We start from the raw sequence: 13,575 nt of genomic DNA, 5'->3' as shown, positions 1-13,575 counted from the left end.
ACCTCAGGCAACGAAAGTTATGCTGGCTCTGCTTATTCAATGGTACAGACGTCGTTTCAGTGATCCCGAGGCGATTGGCCTGGTAGTGATTCTGCTGGCGGCGTTCTGCATCCTGTTCTTCTTCAGTGGCCTGCTGGCCCCGCTGCTGGTGGCCGTGGTACTGGCTTACCTGCTGGAGTGGCCCACTGTGCGCCTGCAACGGGTCGGCTGTAGCCGCACCTGGGCTACCAGCATTGTGCTGGTGCTGTTCGGTAGCATCGTGCTGGTGATGGGATTGATTGTCGTGCCAGTGGCGTGGCAGCAAAGTATCAACCTGACCCACGACCTCCCCAACATGCTGAACAAACTCTACCAGTTTGCCGCTGGGCTGCCGAAACGTTACCCGGCGCTGGTGGATGCTGGCATCATCGATATCGTCGTCGAGAACCTACGTAGCCGTCTTACCGGGCTGGGTGATTCGCTGGTGAAATATTCGCTGGCGTCGCTGGTCGGGTTGATGACGCTGATGATTTATCTGGTGCTGGTGCCGCTGATGGTGTTTTTCCTGCTGAAAGACAAAGAGCAGATGCTCAATGCGGTACGTCGCGTATTACCACGTAATCGTGGTCTGGCGGGCGTCGTGTGGCAGGAGATGAATCAGCAAATCACCAACTACATTCGCGGCAAAGTACTGGAAATGCTGGCGGTGGGCGTGGTGAGCTGGCTGGCATTTTTGTTGCTCGGCCTTAATTACGCGTTGCTGCTGGCGGTGCTGGTGGGGATTTCTGTGTTGATCCCCTATATCGGGGCGATGCTGGTGACCATTCCGGTGATTGGCGTCGGCCTGTTCCAGTGGGGACTGGGCAGCGATTTCTGGACCATGTTTGTGGTGTATCTGGTGGTTCAGGGGCTGGATGGCAACATACTGGTCCCGATTCTGTTCTCCGAGGCGGTCAACCTGCATCCGCTGGTGATCATTTTATCGGTGGTGATTTTCGGTGGGTTATGGGGCTTCTGGGGCGTGTTCTTTGCCATCCCACTGGCGACATTAATCAAAGCCGTGGTTCGCGCCTGGCCGGAAGAGACGATCGTAAGCTAAATAAAACGGGTGCGCATGGCGCACCCGTGAGTATCAGGCTGACTGCAGGTAATCCAGCACAACGTCGTGGTGGTTCGACGTTTTGAAGTCGTCAAACACCTTCTCCACCGTGCCTTCACCATCAATCAGAAAGCTGATGCGGTGGATGCCGTCATAGGTTTTCCCCATAAAGGATTTCTCCCCCCAGACGCCAAACTGCTCGCACACCTGATGATCTTCATCAGACAGCAGCGTGAAGTTCAGCATCTCTTTTTCGGCAAAACGTGACAGCTTTTCTGGTTTGTCAGTGCTGATGCCCAGCACTTCTACGCCGACTTTTTTCAGATCATCCATGTTGTCGCGCAGACCACAGGCCTGAACGGTGCAACCTGGGGTCATGGCTTTCGGATAGAAATAGACCAGAACGCGCTGTCCCTGGAAGTCGGCCAAATTTACTTGTTCGCCATCCTGATCGGGCAAGCTAAATTTCGGTGCGGTATCACCGGCTTTCAGTGGATTCATCACAACTCTCCATTTTTTTCTTTCATGCTGTGGGTAATACACCATCAGGACCAAAAGTGCCAGGTGGAGTTTACCGTCAGGGTTATTTCCGCACACTGTTTACCCGTTTGGGCAGAGTGTGTGACGAAATAACCCGGAGGCCTGATCAGTGCCCGGCAAGGGTGCTGGCAGCGCTGTACAGACGAATCGTACCCTGGGCGTGCAGTTCCTGACAGAGTTGATTAAACGCCGGTTCGATGCTGGCACCTTCAACGCTATGCGCGGTCATCTGAATATACAGCGTGGGTGGCACGCCATCCTGCGCGGGTTGAATACGCGAAACCAGCTCGGCGATATTCATCTGATGCTTATCAAACAAATCGGTGAAGCGCTCAATGATATGCGGTGAATCCGGCACTTCTACCTGCACCCAGACGGTGGCGGGCATCGGCGGGGTGATGCGCGCATTGGTGCGCTTCATCACAATCAGCAATTCCAGTTCCGCGCCTTTCATCGGCAGAGTGGATTCAATCAGGGTGATGGCATTCCAGCTTCCGGATAGCAGCATAATAAAGGTGAATTCATCACCGAGCATCGCCAGACGGCTGTCTTCGATATTGCAGCCGCAGCTGCTGACATGGCGGGTGATGGTATTCACGATACCGGGACGATCAACGCCCAACGCGGTGATCACCAGGTGGTGAGGCTGTGGCTGCGACAAAATGACATTTCCTGTGTGTTCGCTAATAACCATAAGGTAAACATAAAAAAAACTGCTGACAAGCGCTTGAATGGCGTGGCTCGCTTGCTTTTCCCTTGGCGTAAAACGTACCATGAGGCACTTGTATGTCGAGGGGATCGCCCATGTTCACCGGAAGTATTGTTGCGCTCGTTACGCCAATGAATGACAAAGGTAATGTCTGCCGCGCGAGTTTGAAAAAACTGATTGATTATCATGTCGCCAGCGGCACCGCGGCGATTGTTTCTGTTGGCACCACTGGCGAATCTGCCACCCTCAGCCATGAAGAACATGGCGAAGTGGTGATGATGACCCTCGAACTGGCCGATGGCCGCATCCCGGTGATTGCCGGAACCGGCGCGAATGCGACCGCCGAAGGGATTTCCCTCACTAAACGCTTCACCGGCACCGGTGTGGTAGGCTGCCTGACGGTGACGCCTTACTATAACCGTCCGACCCAGGAAGGCCTGTTCCAGCATTTCAAAGCGATTGCGGAAAGTACCGATCTGCCGCAGATGCTGTACAACGTCCCTTCCCGTACCGGTTGCGACATGCTGCCGGAGACAGTTGCTCGTCTGGCCGAAATCAAAAATATTATCGGAATCAAAGAGGCAACCGGGAACTTATCGCGGGTTAGTCAGATCCAAGAGCTGGTTGATGATGAATTCATTCTGGTGAGTGGCGATGACGGCACTGCACTGGACTTCATGCAACTGGGCGGCAAAGGCGTTATTTCGGTCACGGCCAACATTGCGGCACGTGAAATGGTTGAACTGTGCGCGCTGGCGCAGCAGGGCAACTTTGCCGAAGCGCGTCGCCTGAATCAGCGTCTGATGCATCTGCACCAGACGCTTTTCTGTGAACCCAATCCTATCCCGGTGAAATGGGCCGCGAAACAACTAGGATTAATCGCGGATGACACGCTGCGTTTGCCAATGACGCCGCTGACCGAAGCCGGTCAGGCCAAAACGGCGCAGGCATTGATCAAAGCGGGTCTGCGATAATTTAGGGAGAATCAATGAGTTATTCAGTTAAGCGCTCGACGCTGGCAACGGTGGTGGGTCTTTCCACCCTGATGCTGCTGTCAGCTTGTTCCAGCGATCAGCGTTATAAGCGCCAGGTCAGCGGTGATGAATCTTACCTGCAGGCGCCTGAACTGCATGATTTAAAAGCCCCGGCGGGGATGATTCTGCCTCTGCAGAATGGTGATTACGACGTGCCGCACGCGGTTGCCAAAGGCGCAGTGGGTAAAGAGCTGGATATTCGTCCGCCTGCCCAGCCGCTGGCACTGATGAACGGTACACGAGCTCAGTTCACCGGCAATACCGGCGTGCTGGCTGTGGAAAGCAGCCGTGGTTCCATCTGGCCGCAGGTGGTCAACGTGGTGCAATCGTACAAATTCCCGATTGCCCAGCGTGATGATGCCGGACAACAGCTGACCACCGATTGGGTGCAGTGGAACCGTGCGGATGAAGACAATCAGTATCGTGGTCGTTACCAGGTCAGCGTTCAGAACCAGAGCTATCAACAGGTGCTGACGGTGCGCCTGCTGGAACTGCAACAGTCAGGCAAGACCGTGACTGCACCGGTACAAATCCAGCGCTACACCGCGCAGATGCTGAACGACATCAGCACCGGTATGGATAAGATCGATACTGCCAGCCAGGATGCCGCAGCCGGTCGTGGTATTGGACAGATTGCCGTCCAGAGCGGTGCCGATGACACCGGTCTGCCGCTGTTGATTCTGCGTTCACCGTTCAACCTCACCTGGCAGCGTCTGCCAGCTGCGCTGAAACGCGCAGGTATGGAAGTGACCGACAGCAACCGCTCGCAGGGTAGCCTGAACGTCACCTACAAACAGCCGGGTAGCGGCGCGTGGGATGATATCGGTGCCAAAGATCCGGGCTTACCGAACGGCGATTACAAATTGCAGGTCGGCGATCTCGATAACCGCAGCAGTCTGCAGTTCATCGATCCTAAAGGTCATGTGCTGACTCAGTCGCAGAATGATGCGCTGGTGGCGGTGATGCAGGGCGCACTGAACAAATAAATTGCCTCAGGCCGGAGAATATCCGGCCTTTTTTTTGAGATTTTGGCATAATAGCGCCCGGCGAGGTAAACGATTGCGTATTGCCGCCGTGCAGTGGGTATCCATTGCTGAACACGGGTTCTTTCATGTTTGGAGTTAACAAGATGCAAAAGCGAGCTGAGTTGTATCGCGGTAAAGCGAAAACCGTATACAGCACCGACAATCCGGATCTGCTGGTACTTGAATTCCGCAACGATACGTCAGCAGGAGACGGTGCACGAATCGAGCAGTTTGATCGCAAAGGGATGGTGAATAACAAGTTCAACCATTTCATCATGACCAAATTGCAGGAAGCGGGCATTCCGACCCAGATGGAAGCGCTGCTGTCGGATAACGAAGCGCTGGTGAAAAAGCTGGAGATGGTGCCGGTGGAGTGCGTGGTGCGCAACCGTGCGGCAGGATCGCTGGTAAAACGTCTGGGTGTGGAAGAGGGCATGTTGCTCAATCCACCGCTGTTTGATCTCTTCCTGAAAGATGACGCCAAACACGACCCGATGGTGAACGAATCTTACTGCGAAACCTTTGGCTGGGTGAGTAAAGAGAATCTGGCGCGTATGCGTGAGCTGACCTACAAAGCCAACGACGTGCTGAGCAAAATGTTTGATGACGCTGGTCTGATCCTGGTGGACTTCAAGCTGGAGTTTGGTCTGTTCAAAGGCGAAGTGGTGCTGGGCGATGAGTTCTCGCCAGATGGCGCACGTCTGTGGGACAAAGAAACCATGGACAAAATGGACAAAGACCGTTTCCGTCAGAGCCTCGGTGGCCTGATCGAAGCCTATGAAGAAGTGGCGCACCGACTGGGTGTGAAACTGGATTAATGTGTAGCCATATTATGTAGCGGCGCGATTTATCGCGCCGTTTTTTTATCTGCCACGTTCAAAAGCGCGTGATAAATCGCGCCGCTACAGGCTGGTGCTTCCTGCTGCTGCCATCTAAAATCATGCAAAGTTAATTTGATGAACACAGGAGCACGCCATGCGCTGGCAGGGACGTCGCGAAAGCGACAATGTGGAAGACAGACGTGACCAGTCGCCAGGCGGTTACGAGGGGCGACAAATACGTCTGCCGCGTGGTAAAGGCGGTATCATCCTATTAATCATCGTCGCAGTGGCCGGTTATTACGGCTATGACCTGACGGCGCTGATCGAAGGCGGCGGCAATCTCACTCCTACCACCCAGCAGCAGCGCGCCAACCCGGCGCAGGATGAAGCGGCAAAATTCACCTCGGTCATTCTTGCCACCACCGAAGATACCTGGAGCAAGCTGTTCCAGCAAATGGGCAAACAGTACGTGCCGCCCAAACTGGTGATGTATCGTGGTGCCACCCGTACCGGTTGTGGTACTGGCCAGTCGGTGATGGGGCCGTTCTACTGTCCGGCGGATCAAACTGTGTATATCGACCTGTCATTTTACGATGAGATGAAAACCAAACTCGGCGCGGGTGGTGACTTTGCCCAGGGCTACGTGATCGCCCACGAAGTCGGCCATCATGTACAGAAACTGCTGGGTATCGAACCGAAAGTGCGTCAGATGCAGCAGGGTGCCAGCCAGACGCAGGTCAATCAGCTATCGGTGAAAATGGAGCTTCAGGCGGACTGCTTTGCCGGTGTCTGGGGCCATTATATGCAGCAGCAAAATATCCTCGAAGTCGGTGATTTGCAGGAAGCACTGAATGCCGCTGAGGCGATTGGTGATGACCGCCTGCAACAAAAAAGTCAGGGACGGGTGGTGCCGGACAGCTTTACCCATGGCACCTCGCAGCAGCGTTATACCTGGTTTAAACGCGGTTTCGACAGCGGTAATCCGGGGCAATGCAACACCTTTGCCACTAACGGATGAATTTGCCTGACATCAGCACGGCGATGCAGCGGGCAGGTATTCGCCGTTTGTGCGTGATAAGCGGCAGCAGCGAGTGGGCGCAGCAGCAGGCTAGCGTCTGGCGGGCGGCATTACCCGGCGACTGGCTGACCATCAGCGAGCTAAACGACCTCGCTGCGTCCTTTCACCCGCCAGCAGCACTGCGCACCCTGCTGGGTCGCGAATTTCATCACGCCATTTTCGATGCTCGCCACGGTTTCCATGCGGAAGCTTTTGCCGCACTGGCGGGTACGTTGACCGCCGGAAGCTGGTTGCTGCTGCTGACGCCACCCTGGCAGGAATGGGCCACCCGGCCTGATGCTGATAGCTTGCGCTGGGCAGACGTCAGCCAGCCGATTGCCACGCCACATTTCACCCGTCAGTTGCAACAGCAGATACTGTCGGATGCGCAAATTATGTTGCTGCGCGAAGGGCTGCCAGCGCGGGAACCGGCTGCGGCCGCGTTCCCTGACTGGCATTGCCAGGCACCGCAGCAGCAACAGCGCATCCTGCAACAACTGCTCACCCTGCCTGTGGGCGTGGCGGTCATCACCGCTGCGCGCGGGCGCGGTAAGTCAGCGCTGGCCGGGATGCTGGCGCAGCAGGATGGTCATTGCCTCGTCACTGCCCCGGCTAAAGTCTCCACCGACGTGCTGGCTCAGTTCGCCGCGGAACATTTCCAGTTTATCGCCCCGGATGCGTTGCTGGCACAGGAACCACCACCAGACGCCTCATGGCTGATTATCGACGAAGCCGCCGCCATTCCCGCACCGCTGCTGTCACAGCTGGTGGCGCGTTTTCCTCGCGTGTTGCTGACCACCACCGTGCAGGGCTACGAAGGCACCGGGCGCGGGTTTATGCTGCGCTTCTGCGCCTCATTGCCGGATGTACGCTATTTCACGCTGGATGAGCCGCTCCGTTGGTCGCCCCGGGATCCGCTGGAAACCTGGCTGAGCCACGCGTTGTTATTTGAGGATGCGCAGGAGAGTGAGGCTCCAGCTGAGTTGACGCTGTTTCCAGCGACGCCAGAGCTTCATCCTGAAGCATTGGCGTCGGGTTATCGCCTGCTGTCTAGTGCGCACTATCGCACCACGCCGCTCGATTTACGGCGCATGCTGGATGCGCCGGGGATGCGTTTCTGGCTGGCCGGGACACCTGATAACGTGCAGGGAGCGCTGTGGCTGGTGGAGGAGGGAGGGCTGGATGCTGCGCTGGCCTGGGCGGTATGGGCCGGGGTGCGCCGTCCGCGTGGCAACCTGGTGGCGCAGTCGCTGGCGGCTCATGCGGGCTTTCCTGAGGCTGCCACGCTGCGTTCACAGCGTATCAGCCGTATTGCGGTGATGGCCGCCGTGCGACAACGTGGTATCGGTAGCGCGCTGGTGGCGGCTGCGCGCCAGCAGGCTCAGGACAGCGATTATCTCTCGGTCAGTTTTGGTTATACGGAAACCTTGTGGCGCTTCTGGCAGCGCTGTGGTTTCACTCTGGTGCGCATCGGTTCCCAGCGCGAAGCCAGCAGTGGCTGCTATGCCGCGATGGCGATGCTGGCGCTGACGCCCGCGGCACAGACGTTGCAGCAGCAGGCGACACGGCGTCTGGCGCGTGACTGGCGCTGGCTGCAACAGTTAATTGCGCTGGATTTACCGCTGTTGGCGGATGATGAGCAGCAGATGGATGAGGATGACCTGGCGTTGCTGGCCGGTTTTGCCTGGGCGCAACGCCCCTGGGAGGCAAGCTACGCCGCGTTACAGCGTCTGATACGCCAGACCCCACTGCATCAACCGTTGTTACACGCCATACTTATACAAAAACAAGCGCTGAGTGAGGTGGCCCACCAGGGCGGGATCAGCGGACGTAAGGCATTAATGGTAAAGCTGCGTGCCGAGGTGGCTCAGGCGCTGCAACAGCGGGACGCCAGCATGGCCGCAAGCTGGCAACAGCGGTTCGCTTCGTTGCAATAAATCCATTATCTCGTTCAAATTTTCCCAATATCACTCGCCAGGCAGTGGCGTATAGTGATGTCAGGAGGATGTTATGGCACTACATTATGTAATTGTTCAGCAACCGAGCACCGATCCCGCCCAGCTGTTTCTGCTGTACCACGGCGTGAACGATAACCCGGATTCGATGGCGCAAATCGGCAGCTGGTTTGCCCGTGCTTTCCCGGAAGCGCAGGTGGTGGCGGTTGGTGCGCCTTTGCCCGGCAGCGTTCCCCAGGGGCGTAAATGGTTTGCCGAAATTCCGGCGCACGATCGTTCAGAGCAACAGGGCGTCAACGCGGCGATGCCGGAGTTTGTTGAGTCGGTACGTCACTGGCAACAGCAGAGTGGGGTGCGGCCTGAAGCGACGGCGCTGATTGGCTTCTCACAGGGTAGCACCATGGTGCTGGAAGGTGTGAAAGCGCAGCCTGATCTGGCCGGGCGCGTGGTGGCATTCAGCGGGCGTTACGCGACGCTGCCGGAGCGCGCCAGTACCCGTACCACCATCCATCTGATTCATGGCGAATACGATGATCAGATCCCGATGCAGCATGCAGAAGAAGCAGCACAGCGCTTAACCGCACTGGGTGGCGATGTGACGCTGGATATTGTTGAAGATTTGCCACATGCCATTGACCATCGCAGCATGGAACTGGCGCTGAACCATCTGCGCTATACCGTTCCAAAGCGTTATTTTGACGAGGCGCTGAGCGGTGCCAAACCTGGCGATGACGATGTGGTGATGATGGTTTAGATGAAAAACGGCGCGATTGATCGCGCCGTTTACGTTACGCAGGGCCGTTATTTTTTCTTCGGCCAGTCGTCGTCATCGTCCCATTTGTCGTTGAAGTCACGATGCGGCGGCAGATCCGGTTTGTTATCCATGAATTTTTTATGATCGATACGTTTCAGGTCTTTATAAACGTTCATCAAAATACCGACCATCAGCAGGATCACCAGGATCCACCAATATTCTTTTAACCATTCCATTTGCCTGCTCCTTATGCGTGCTCTCAGGCGATCAGCTGTTCCATGATGCGCTGATACATACGGCTCAACATCTGCAAATCTGACGCCTTCACGCACTCATTGATTTTATGAATGGTGGCATTCACCGGACCGAGTTCTACCACCTGTGCTCCCATACGGGCGATGAAACGTCCGTCAGAGGTGCCGCCGGTCGTTAACAGCTGCGGCTTGATTTCATTATAGTGCGCTACAGCGTTCACTACGGCATCCACCAGTTTACCGCGCGACGTCAGGAACGGCTGGCCGGAAAGTTTCCACTCCAGCGTGTAGTGCAACTGGTAGCGATCGAGCAGGGCGGCAACGCGCTCGCGGATCATTTGATCGGTCAGTTCGGTGCTGAAACGGAAATTGAATTGTACGAAAAACTCGCCCGGAATGACGTTGTTGCTGCCGGTACCCGCCTGCACGTTGGCAATTTGCATGCTGGTTGGCGGGAAGAATTCGTTACCCTGATCCCACTCGGTAGCGACCAGTTCATTTAACGCGGGCATGGCGCGATGCACCGGGTTATCCGCCAGATGCGGGTAAGCAACATGGCCCTGCACGCCATGAATGGTTAGATTGGCGGTGATCGAGCCACGACGGCCATTTTTCACCACATCACCCACCACTTCGGTGCTGGAAGGCTCGCCCACCAGGCAGTAATCCATCCGCTCATGACGCGCCATCAGTCGCTCAACCACTTTTACCGTGCCGTTAGCGGCGCTGGCTTCTTCGTCTGAGGTAATCAGAAAGGCGAGGCGGCCCTTGTGATTCGGGTGCGCGGCGACGAAACGTTCTGCGGCGACCACCATCGCAGCCAGTGAGCCTTTCATATCGGCAGCACCACGGCCAAACAGCATGCCATCACGGATGGTGGGTTCGAATGGCGGATTGATCCAGCGGTTGGCGTCCCCGGGTGGCACCACGTCGGTGTGTCCGGCAAACGCCAGGGTTTCGCCCTGACCACGCGTGGCCCAAAAATTCAGGGTATCGTCAATGTGCATCGGTTCCACGGTGAAGCCAATCGCTTCCAGTCGGGCAATCAGCAGCGCCTGACAACCAGCATCATCCGGACTGAGGGAAGGACGACGAATCAGCTGCTGAGCCAGCTCAATAACCGGACAGAACATGTTATGACTTCTCCTGGATAAACGCGTGATAAAGGGATTCATTAAAGCCGACCAGCAGGTCACCATTGGTCGCTGCCAGCACCGGGCGTTTAATCACGGCGGGCTGTGCCAGCATGATGGCTTTGGCGCTGTTGGCATCCTGCACCGCTGCGCGTTCCGCTTCCGGCAGTTTACGCCAGGTGGTGCCACGGGTGTTGAGCAGCGGCTCATAGCCGAGCTGGTCAATAAATGACTGCAACAGCGCATCGTCCACGCCATCTACGCGGTAATCATGGAAACGATAATCAATGCCGGAAGCGTCTAAATATCGGCGAGCTTTTTTAATGGTGTCACAATTTTTAATGCCGTAGAGCTGGAACATAGTATTTGACTACTCTTTTAGCGTGAAGATGAAATGCGCGATCGGCCAGGGATTGTAACAAGGTTGCCTGAGGGGATGACAGTGTTCTGTGATCGCACCAGGTAATTAAGCGCTTGTCTGTGACTGTAATAAGCTAATAACTATCAAATCGTTCGATAGAAATGAATATTACCTATTAATTGATGTGTTTTAACCTAGTCGCAAATTAAAAAAGCGGAGAGCAACATGAGCAATTCTAACGAAACAACCCCGTCAGCAGCCAAATGCCCCTTCCATCAGGGCGCCGATTTGCCTGCTGCGGGTGGCGGAACCAACAACCGTGACTGGTGGCCTAACCAGCTGCGTGTCGATTTACTCAATCAGCATTCCAATCGTTCGAATCCCCTCGGTGAAAACTTCAACTATCGCGAAGCCTTTAGCCAGCTCGACTACTTTGCCCTGAAAGCCGACCTGAAAGCGCTGCTCACCGACTCTCAACCCTGGTGGCCTGCCGACTGGGGTAACTATGCCGGTCTGTTTATTCGTATGGCCTGGCATAGTGCAGGGACCTACCGTATGACTGATGGTCGCGGCGGTTCCGGTCGCGGTCAGCAGCGCTTTTCGCCTCTGAACTCCTGGCCGGATAACGTCAGCCTGGATAAAGCGCGCCGCCTGCTGTGGCCGGTGAAACAAAAATATGGTCAGAAAATTTCCTGGGCCGACCTCTATATCCTGGCGGGGAACGTGGCGCTGGAAAACGCCGGTTTCCGCACCTTTGGTTTTGGTGCCGGACGTGAAGATGTCTGGGAGCCGGATCTCGATGTGAACTGGGGTGATGAGAAAACCTGGCTGAGCCATCGCCATCCGGAAGCGCTGGCGAAAAATCCGCTCTCCGCGACAGAAATGGGCCTGATCTACGTTAACCCGGAAGGTCCGAATGCCAGCGGCGATCCGGCTTCTGCCGCTCCGGCTATCCGTGCCACCTTCGGTAATATGGGCATGGACGATGAAGAAACCGTGGCGCTGATTGCCGGTGGTCATACGCTGGGTAAAACCCACGGTGCCGGTGCAGCCAGCCATGTCGGTGCTGAGCCGGAAGCGGCTCCGCTGGAATCACAGGGCTTCGGCTGGCAAAGCAGCTACAACAGCGGTGTCGGTGCGGATGCCATCACTTCCGGTTTGGAAGTGGTATGGACACAAACCCCGACCCAGTGGAGCAACTACTTCTTCGAGAACCTGTTCAAATACGAGTGGGTTAAAACGCACAGCCCGGCAGGCGCTATCCAGTATGAAGCGGTTGACGCCCCGGAAATCATTCCGGATCCGTTTGACCCGGCAAAAAAACGTAAGCCAACTATGCTGGTGACCGACCTGACGCTGCGTTTTGATCCTGAATTCGAGAAAATCTCGCGTCGTTTCCTGAATAATCCGCAGGCGTTTAACGAAGCCTTCGCCCGTGCCTGGTTCAAACTGACCCACCGCGATATGGGGCCGATTGCACGTTACTTAGGCCCGGAAGTACCGAAAGAAGCGCTGATTTGGCAGGATCCGCTGCCGACGCCGTCGCATAACCCGACGCCCGCTGACATCGATAATCTGAAAGCGGCGATTGCCGATGCCGGTCTGTCGGTAGGTGAGCTGGTATCAGTTGCCTGGGCTTCAGCTTCAACCTTCCGCGGTGGTGATAAACGTGGTGGTGCCAACGGTGCCCGTGTGGCGTTAGCGCCGCAGAACAGCTGGGAAGTCAATGCCAGCATTCAGCCTGCGTTGAACAAATTGATCGCTATCCAACAGGCATCCGGTAAAGCTTCACTGGCCGATGTGATTGTGCTGGCGGGCGTTGTCGGTGTGGAGCAGGCAGCACAGGCGGCTAATGTGGCGGTGAAAGTGCCGTTCACCTCGGGCCGCGTGGATGCCACTCAGGAGCAAACTGATGTGGAAGCCTTCGCGCTGCTGGAACCGGGCTATGATGGTTTCCGCAATTACCAACGTGCTGGTACCACTCAGGCGGCAGAAACGCAGCTGATCGATAAAGCACAGCAACTGACGTTGACCCCACCAGAACTGACTGCGCTGATTGGTGGTTTGCGTGTACTGGGTGCCAACTTTGATGGTAGCGAACATGGCGTGTTTACCAGCCGCAAAGGTGTGCTGAGCAACGATTTCTTCGTCAATCTGCTGGATATGGGCAATGAGTGGAAATCGGTTGATCAGGCGAAAGGGCTGTATGAAGGTCGTGAGCGCAGCAGCGGTGCGGTTAAATTCAGCGCCACCCGTGCCGATCTGGTGTTCGGTTCTAACGCCATTCTGCGCGCGCTGGCGGAAGTGTACGCCAGCAGCGATGGCCGTGAGAAGTTGGTCCATGACTTCGTCGCGGCCTGGACCAAAGTAATGAATCTTGATCGTTTCTAAGTTGTAAATCGGGCTTCCGGGAGCGATCCCGGAAGTCTTTTTCCTGATATTGCGCGATAAATCGCGCCGTTACGGATTCTGGCAAAACTCTTGCCGTTTAGTACCAGTAACCGCTTTCATTAGCCCCGTGAATAATTGCCCGCCGCACCATAAGCCTGATCAGAATCTTCCCAATCGAAAAATTGTGCTACGCGTTGTCACCAGGAATTTTCTTCCGCTACGTTAGGGGGTTGCTGAAATGTGCGTCAGTACGCAATTTGAGCAAATTACAGCTTTTGCCAGCTTTTGCCGATACAGATAACAGGTGGAAGCGTATTCACCTGTAGAAAAAAACGGCGTACACTCGGCGGCACAATAAGAGAGGGTATTATGGTTGACACTGAACTGGGGAACTGGAAAGAATTTATTGACGCGATGTTACGTAAGTAACCCGCGAAGAGAAAAGCAGGGCAAATCCCCAACT

Annotated in this window: 14 protein-coding genes; 9 read left to right on the top strand and 5 right to left on the bottom strand. The window is 55.8% G+C overall.

Annotated elements, in window-relative coordinates:
- Window positions 1-19 precede the first annotated feature (19 nt).
- Window positions 20-1,078 carry an AI-2E family transporter gene (locus tag AC6I8X_RS14525; RefSeq protein WP_299456171.1) on the top strand — a complete coding sequence of 353 codons (1,059 nt, stop codon included), beginning with the start codon at window positions 20-22 and terminating at the stop codon, window positions 1,076-1,078.
- 33 nt (window positions 1,079-1,111) lie between these two features.
- Here AC6I8X_RS14525 and bcp read toward each other — a convergent pair whose 3' ends face one another.
- Both bcp and AC6I8X_RS14515 read right to left on the bottom strand, forming a co-directional pair.
- On the bottom strand, window positions 1,112-1,579 hold the full coding sequence (bcp, locus tag AC6I8X_RS14520) for a thioredoxin-dependent thiol peroxidase (RefSeq protein WP_299456173.1): 468 nt from the start codon (window positions 1,577-1,579) through the stop codon (window positions 1,112-1,114).
- A 145-nt stretch (window positions 1,580-1,724) separates the two neighbouring features.
- Window positions 1,725-2,279, bottom strand: coding sequence for a glycine cleavage system transcriptional repressor (locus AC6I8X_RS14515; protein WP_313684262.1), 555 nt, complete (start codon window positions 2,277-2,279; stop codon window positions 1,725-1,727).
- Window positions 2,280-2,422: 143 nt separating this feature from the next.
- Between AC6I8X_RS14515 and dapA the strand changes: the two genes are divergently transcribed.
- The 6 genes from dapA (at window position 2,423) to ypfH (ending at window position 8,973) form a co-directional block, all read left to right on the top strand.
- On the top strand, window positions 2,423-3,301 hold the full coding sequence (dapA, locus tag AC6I8X_RS14510; protein ID WP_084876263.1) for a 4-hydroxy-tetrahydrodipicolinate synthase: 879 nt from the start codon (window positions 2,423-2,425) through the stop codon (window positions 3,299-3,301).
- Between the two features lie 14 nt (window positions 3,302-3,315).
- Window positions 3,316-4,347 (top strand): outer membrane protein assembly factor BamC, encoded by a 1,032-nt coding sequence (gene bamC, locus AC6I8X_RS14505; protein ID WP_313684266.1) that lies wholly within the window; start codon window positions 3,316-3,318, stop codon window positions 4,345-4,347.
- A gap of 143 nt (window positions 4,348-4,490) precedes the next feature.
- Complete coding sequence (purC, locus tag AC6I8X_RS14500; protein ID WP_013510031.1) at window positions 4,491-5,204, top strand: phosphoribosylaminoimidazolesuccinocarboxamide synthase; 714 nt, start codon at window positions 4,491-4,493, stop codon at window positions 5,202-5,204.
- A gap of 157 nt (window positions 5,205-5,361) precedes the next feature.
- Window positions 5,362-6,225, top strand: coding sequence for a KPN_02809 family neutral zinc metallopeptidase (gene ypfJ / locus AC6I8X_RS14495; protein WP_313684269.1), 864 nt, complete (start codon window positions 5,362-5,364; stop codon window positions 6,223-6,225).
- Complete coding sequence (locus AC6I8X_RS14490) at window positions 6,222-8,201, top strand: tRNA(Met) cytidine acetyltransferase TmcA (protein WP_497840016.1); 1,980 nt, start codon at window positions 6,222-6,224, stop codon at window positions 8,199-8,201. Before ypfJ ends, AC6I8X_RS14490 begins: the two co-directional genes overlap by 4 nt.
- Before the next feature lie 73 nt (window positions 8,202-8,274).
- Window positions 8,275-8,973: an esterase gene (ypfH, locus tag AC6I8X_RS14485; protein ID WP_313684272.1), complete on the top strand. Its 699-nt coding sequence runs from the start codon at window positions 8,275-8,277 to the stop codon at window positions 8,971-8,973.
- Between the two features lie 47 nt (window positions 8,974-9,020).
- On the opposite strand, the gene AC6I8X_RS14480 is transcribed toward ypfH, so the two are convergent.
- From AC6I8X_RS14480 to AC6I8X_RS14470, 3 genes are read right to left on the bottom strand one after another with little or no spacing between them, the layout of a single operon-like run.
- Complete coding sequence (locus AC6I8X_RS14480; RefSeq protein WP_084876258.1) at window positions 9,021-9,209, bottom strand: YpfN family protein; 189 nt, start codon at window positions 9,207-9,209, stop codon at window positions 9,021-9,023.
- A gap of 23 nt (window positions 9,210-9,232) precedes the next feature.
- On the bottom strand, window positions 9,233-10,360 hold the full coding sequence (dapE, locus tag AC6I8X_RS14475) for a succinyl-diaminopimelate desuccinylase (RefSeq protein ID WP_497840015.1): 1,128 nt from the start codon (window positions 10,358-10,360) through the stop codon (window positions 9,233-9,235).
- Between the two features lies 1 nt (window position 10,361).
- Window positions 10,362-10,721: an ArsC family reductase gene (locus AC6I8X_RS14470; protein WP_313684276.1), complete on the bottom strand. Its 360-nt coding sequence runs from the start codon at window positions 10,719-10,721 to the stop codon at window positions 10,362-10,364.
- Window positions 10,722-10,946: 225 nt separating this feature from the next.
- Here AC6I8X_RS14470 and katG point away from each other — a divergent pair, with 225 nt between their 5' ends.
- Window positions 10,947-13,112, top strand: coding sequence for a catalase/peroxidase HPI (katG, locus tag AC6I8X_RS14465; protein WP_299455019.1), 2,166 nt, complete (start codon window positions 10,947-10,949; stop codon window positions 13,110-13,112).
- Between the two features lie 369 nt (window positions 13,113-13,481).
- Entirely contained in the window at window positions 13,482-13,541 is a 60-nt protein-coding gene (ypfM, locus tag AC6I8X_RS14460; RefSeq protein ID WP_139810981.1) for a protein YpfM, read from the top strand.
- Window positions 13,542-13,575: the final 34 nt, after the last annotated feature.

The sequence above is a fragment of the Pantoea sp. X-Soil-TKNS-1280 genome, assembly GCF_059730475.1.
The sequence above is the reverse complement of the archived record's forward strand: the minus strand, read 5'-3'. Positions and strand labels throughout refer to the sequence as shown.

What these genes read in the sequence shown, in the direction of transcription:
- katG (WP_299455019.1), top strand. Translation starts at nt 10,947, where the DNA reads ATGAGCAATTCTAACGAAACAACCCCGTCAGCAGCCAAATGCCCCTTC.
- AC6I8X_RS14470 (WP_313684276.1), bottom strand. Translation starts at nt 10,721, where the DNA reads ATGTTCCAGCTCTACGGCATTAAAAATTGTGACACCATTAAAAAAGCT.
- AC6I8X_RS14525 (WP_299456171.1), top strand. Translation starts at nt 20, where the DNA reads ATGCTGGCTCTGCTTATTCAATGGTACAGACGTCGTTTCAGTGATCCC.
- bcp (WP_299456173.1), bottom strand. Translation starts at nt 1,579, where the DNA reads ATGAATCCACTGAAAGCCGGTGATACCGCACCGAAATTTAGCTTGCCC.
- AC6I8X_RS14480 (WP_084876258.1), bottom strand. Translation starts at nt 9,209, where the DNA reads ATGGAATGGTTAAAAGAATATTGGTGGATCCTGGTGATCCTGCTGATG.
- AC6I8X_RS14490 (WP_497840016.1), top strand. Translation starts at nt 6,222, where the DNA reads ATGAATTTGCCTGACATCAGCACGGCGATGCAGCGGGCAGGTATTCGC.
- dapA (WP_084876263.1), top strand. Translation starts at nt 2,423, where the DNA reads ATGTTCACCGGAAGTATTGTTGCGCTCGTTACGCCAATGAATGACAAA.
- ypfH (WP_313684272.1), top strand. Translation starts at nt 8,275, where the DNA reads ATGGCACTACATTATGTAATTGTTCAGCAACCGAGCACCGATCCCGCC.
- purC (WP_013510031.1), top strand. Translation starts at nt 4,491, where the DNA reads ATGCAAAAGCGAGCTGAGTTGTATCGCGGTAAAGCGAAAACCGTATAC.
- ypfJ (WP_313684269.1), top strand. Translation starts at nt 5,362, where the DNA reads ATGCGCTGGCAGGGACGTCGCGAAAGCGACAATGTGGAAGACAGACGT.
- bamC (WP_313684266.1), top strand. Translation starts at nt 3,316, where the DNA reads ATGAGTTATTCAGTTAAGCGCTCGACGCTGGCAACGGTGGTGGGTCTT.
- dapE (WP_497840015.1), bottom strand. Translation starts at nt 10,360, where the DNA reads ATGTTCTGTCCGGTTATTGAGCTGGCTCAGCAGCTGATTCGTCGTCCT.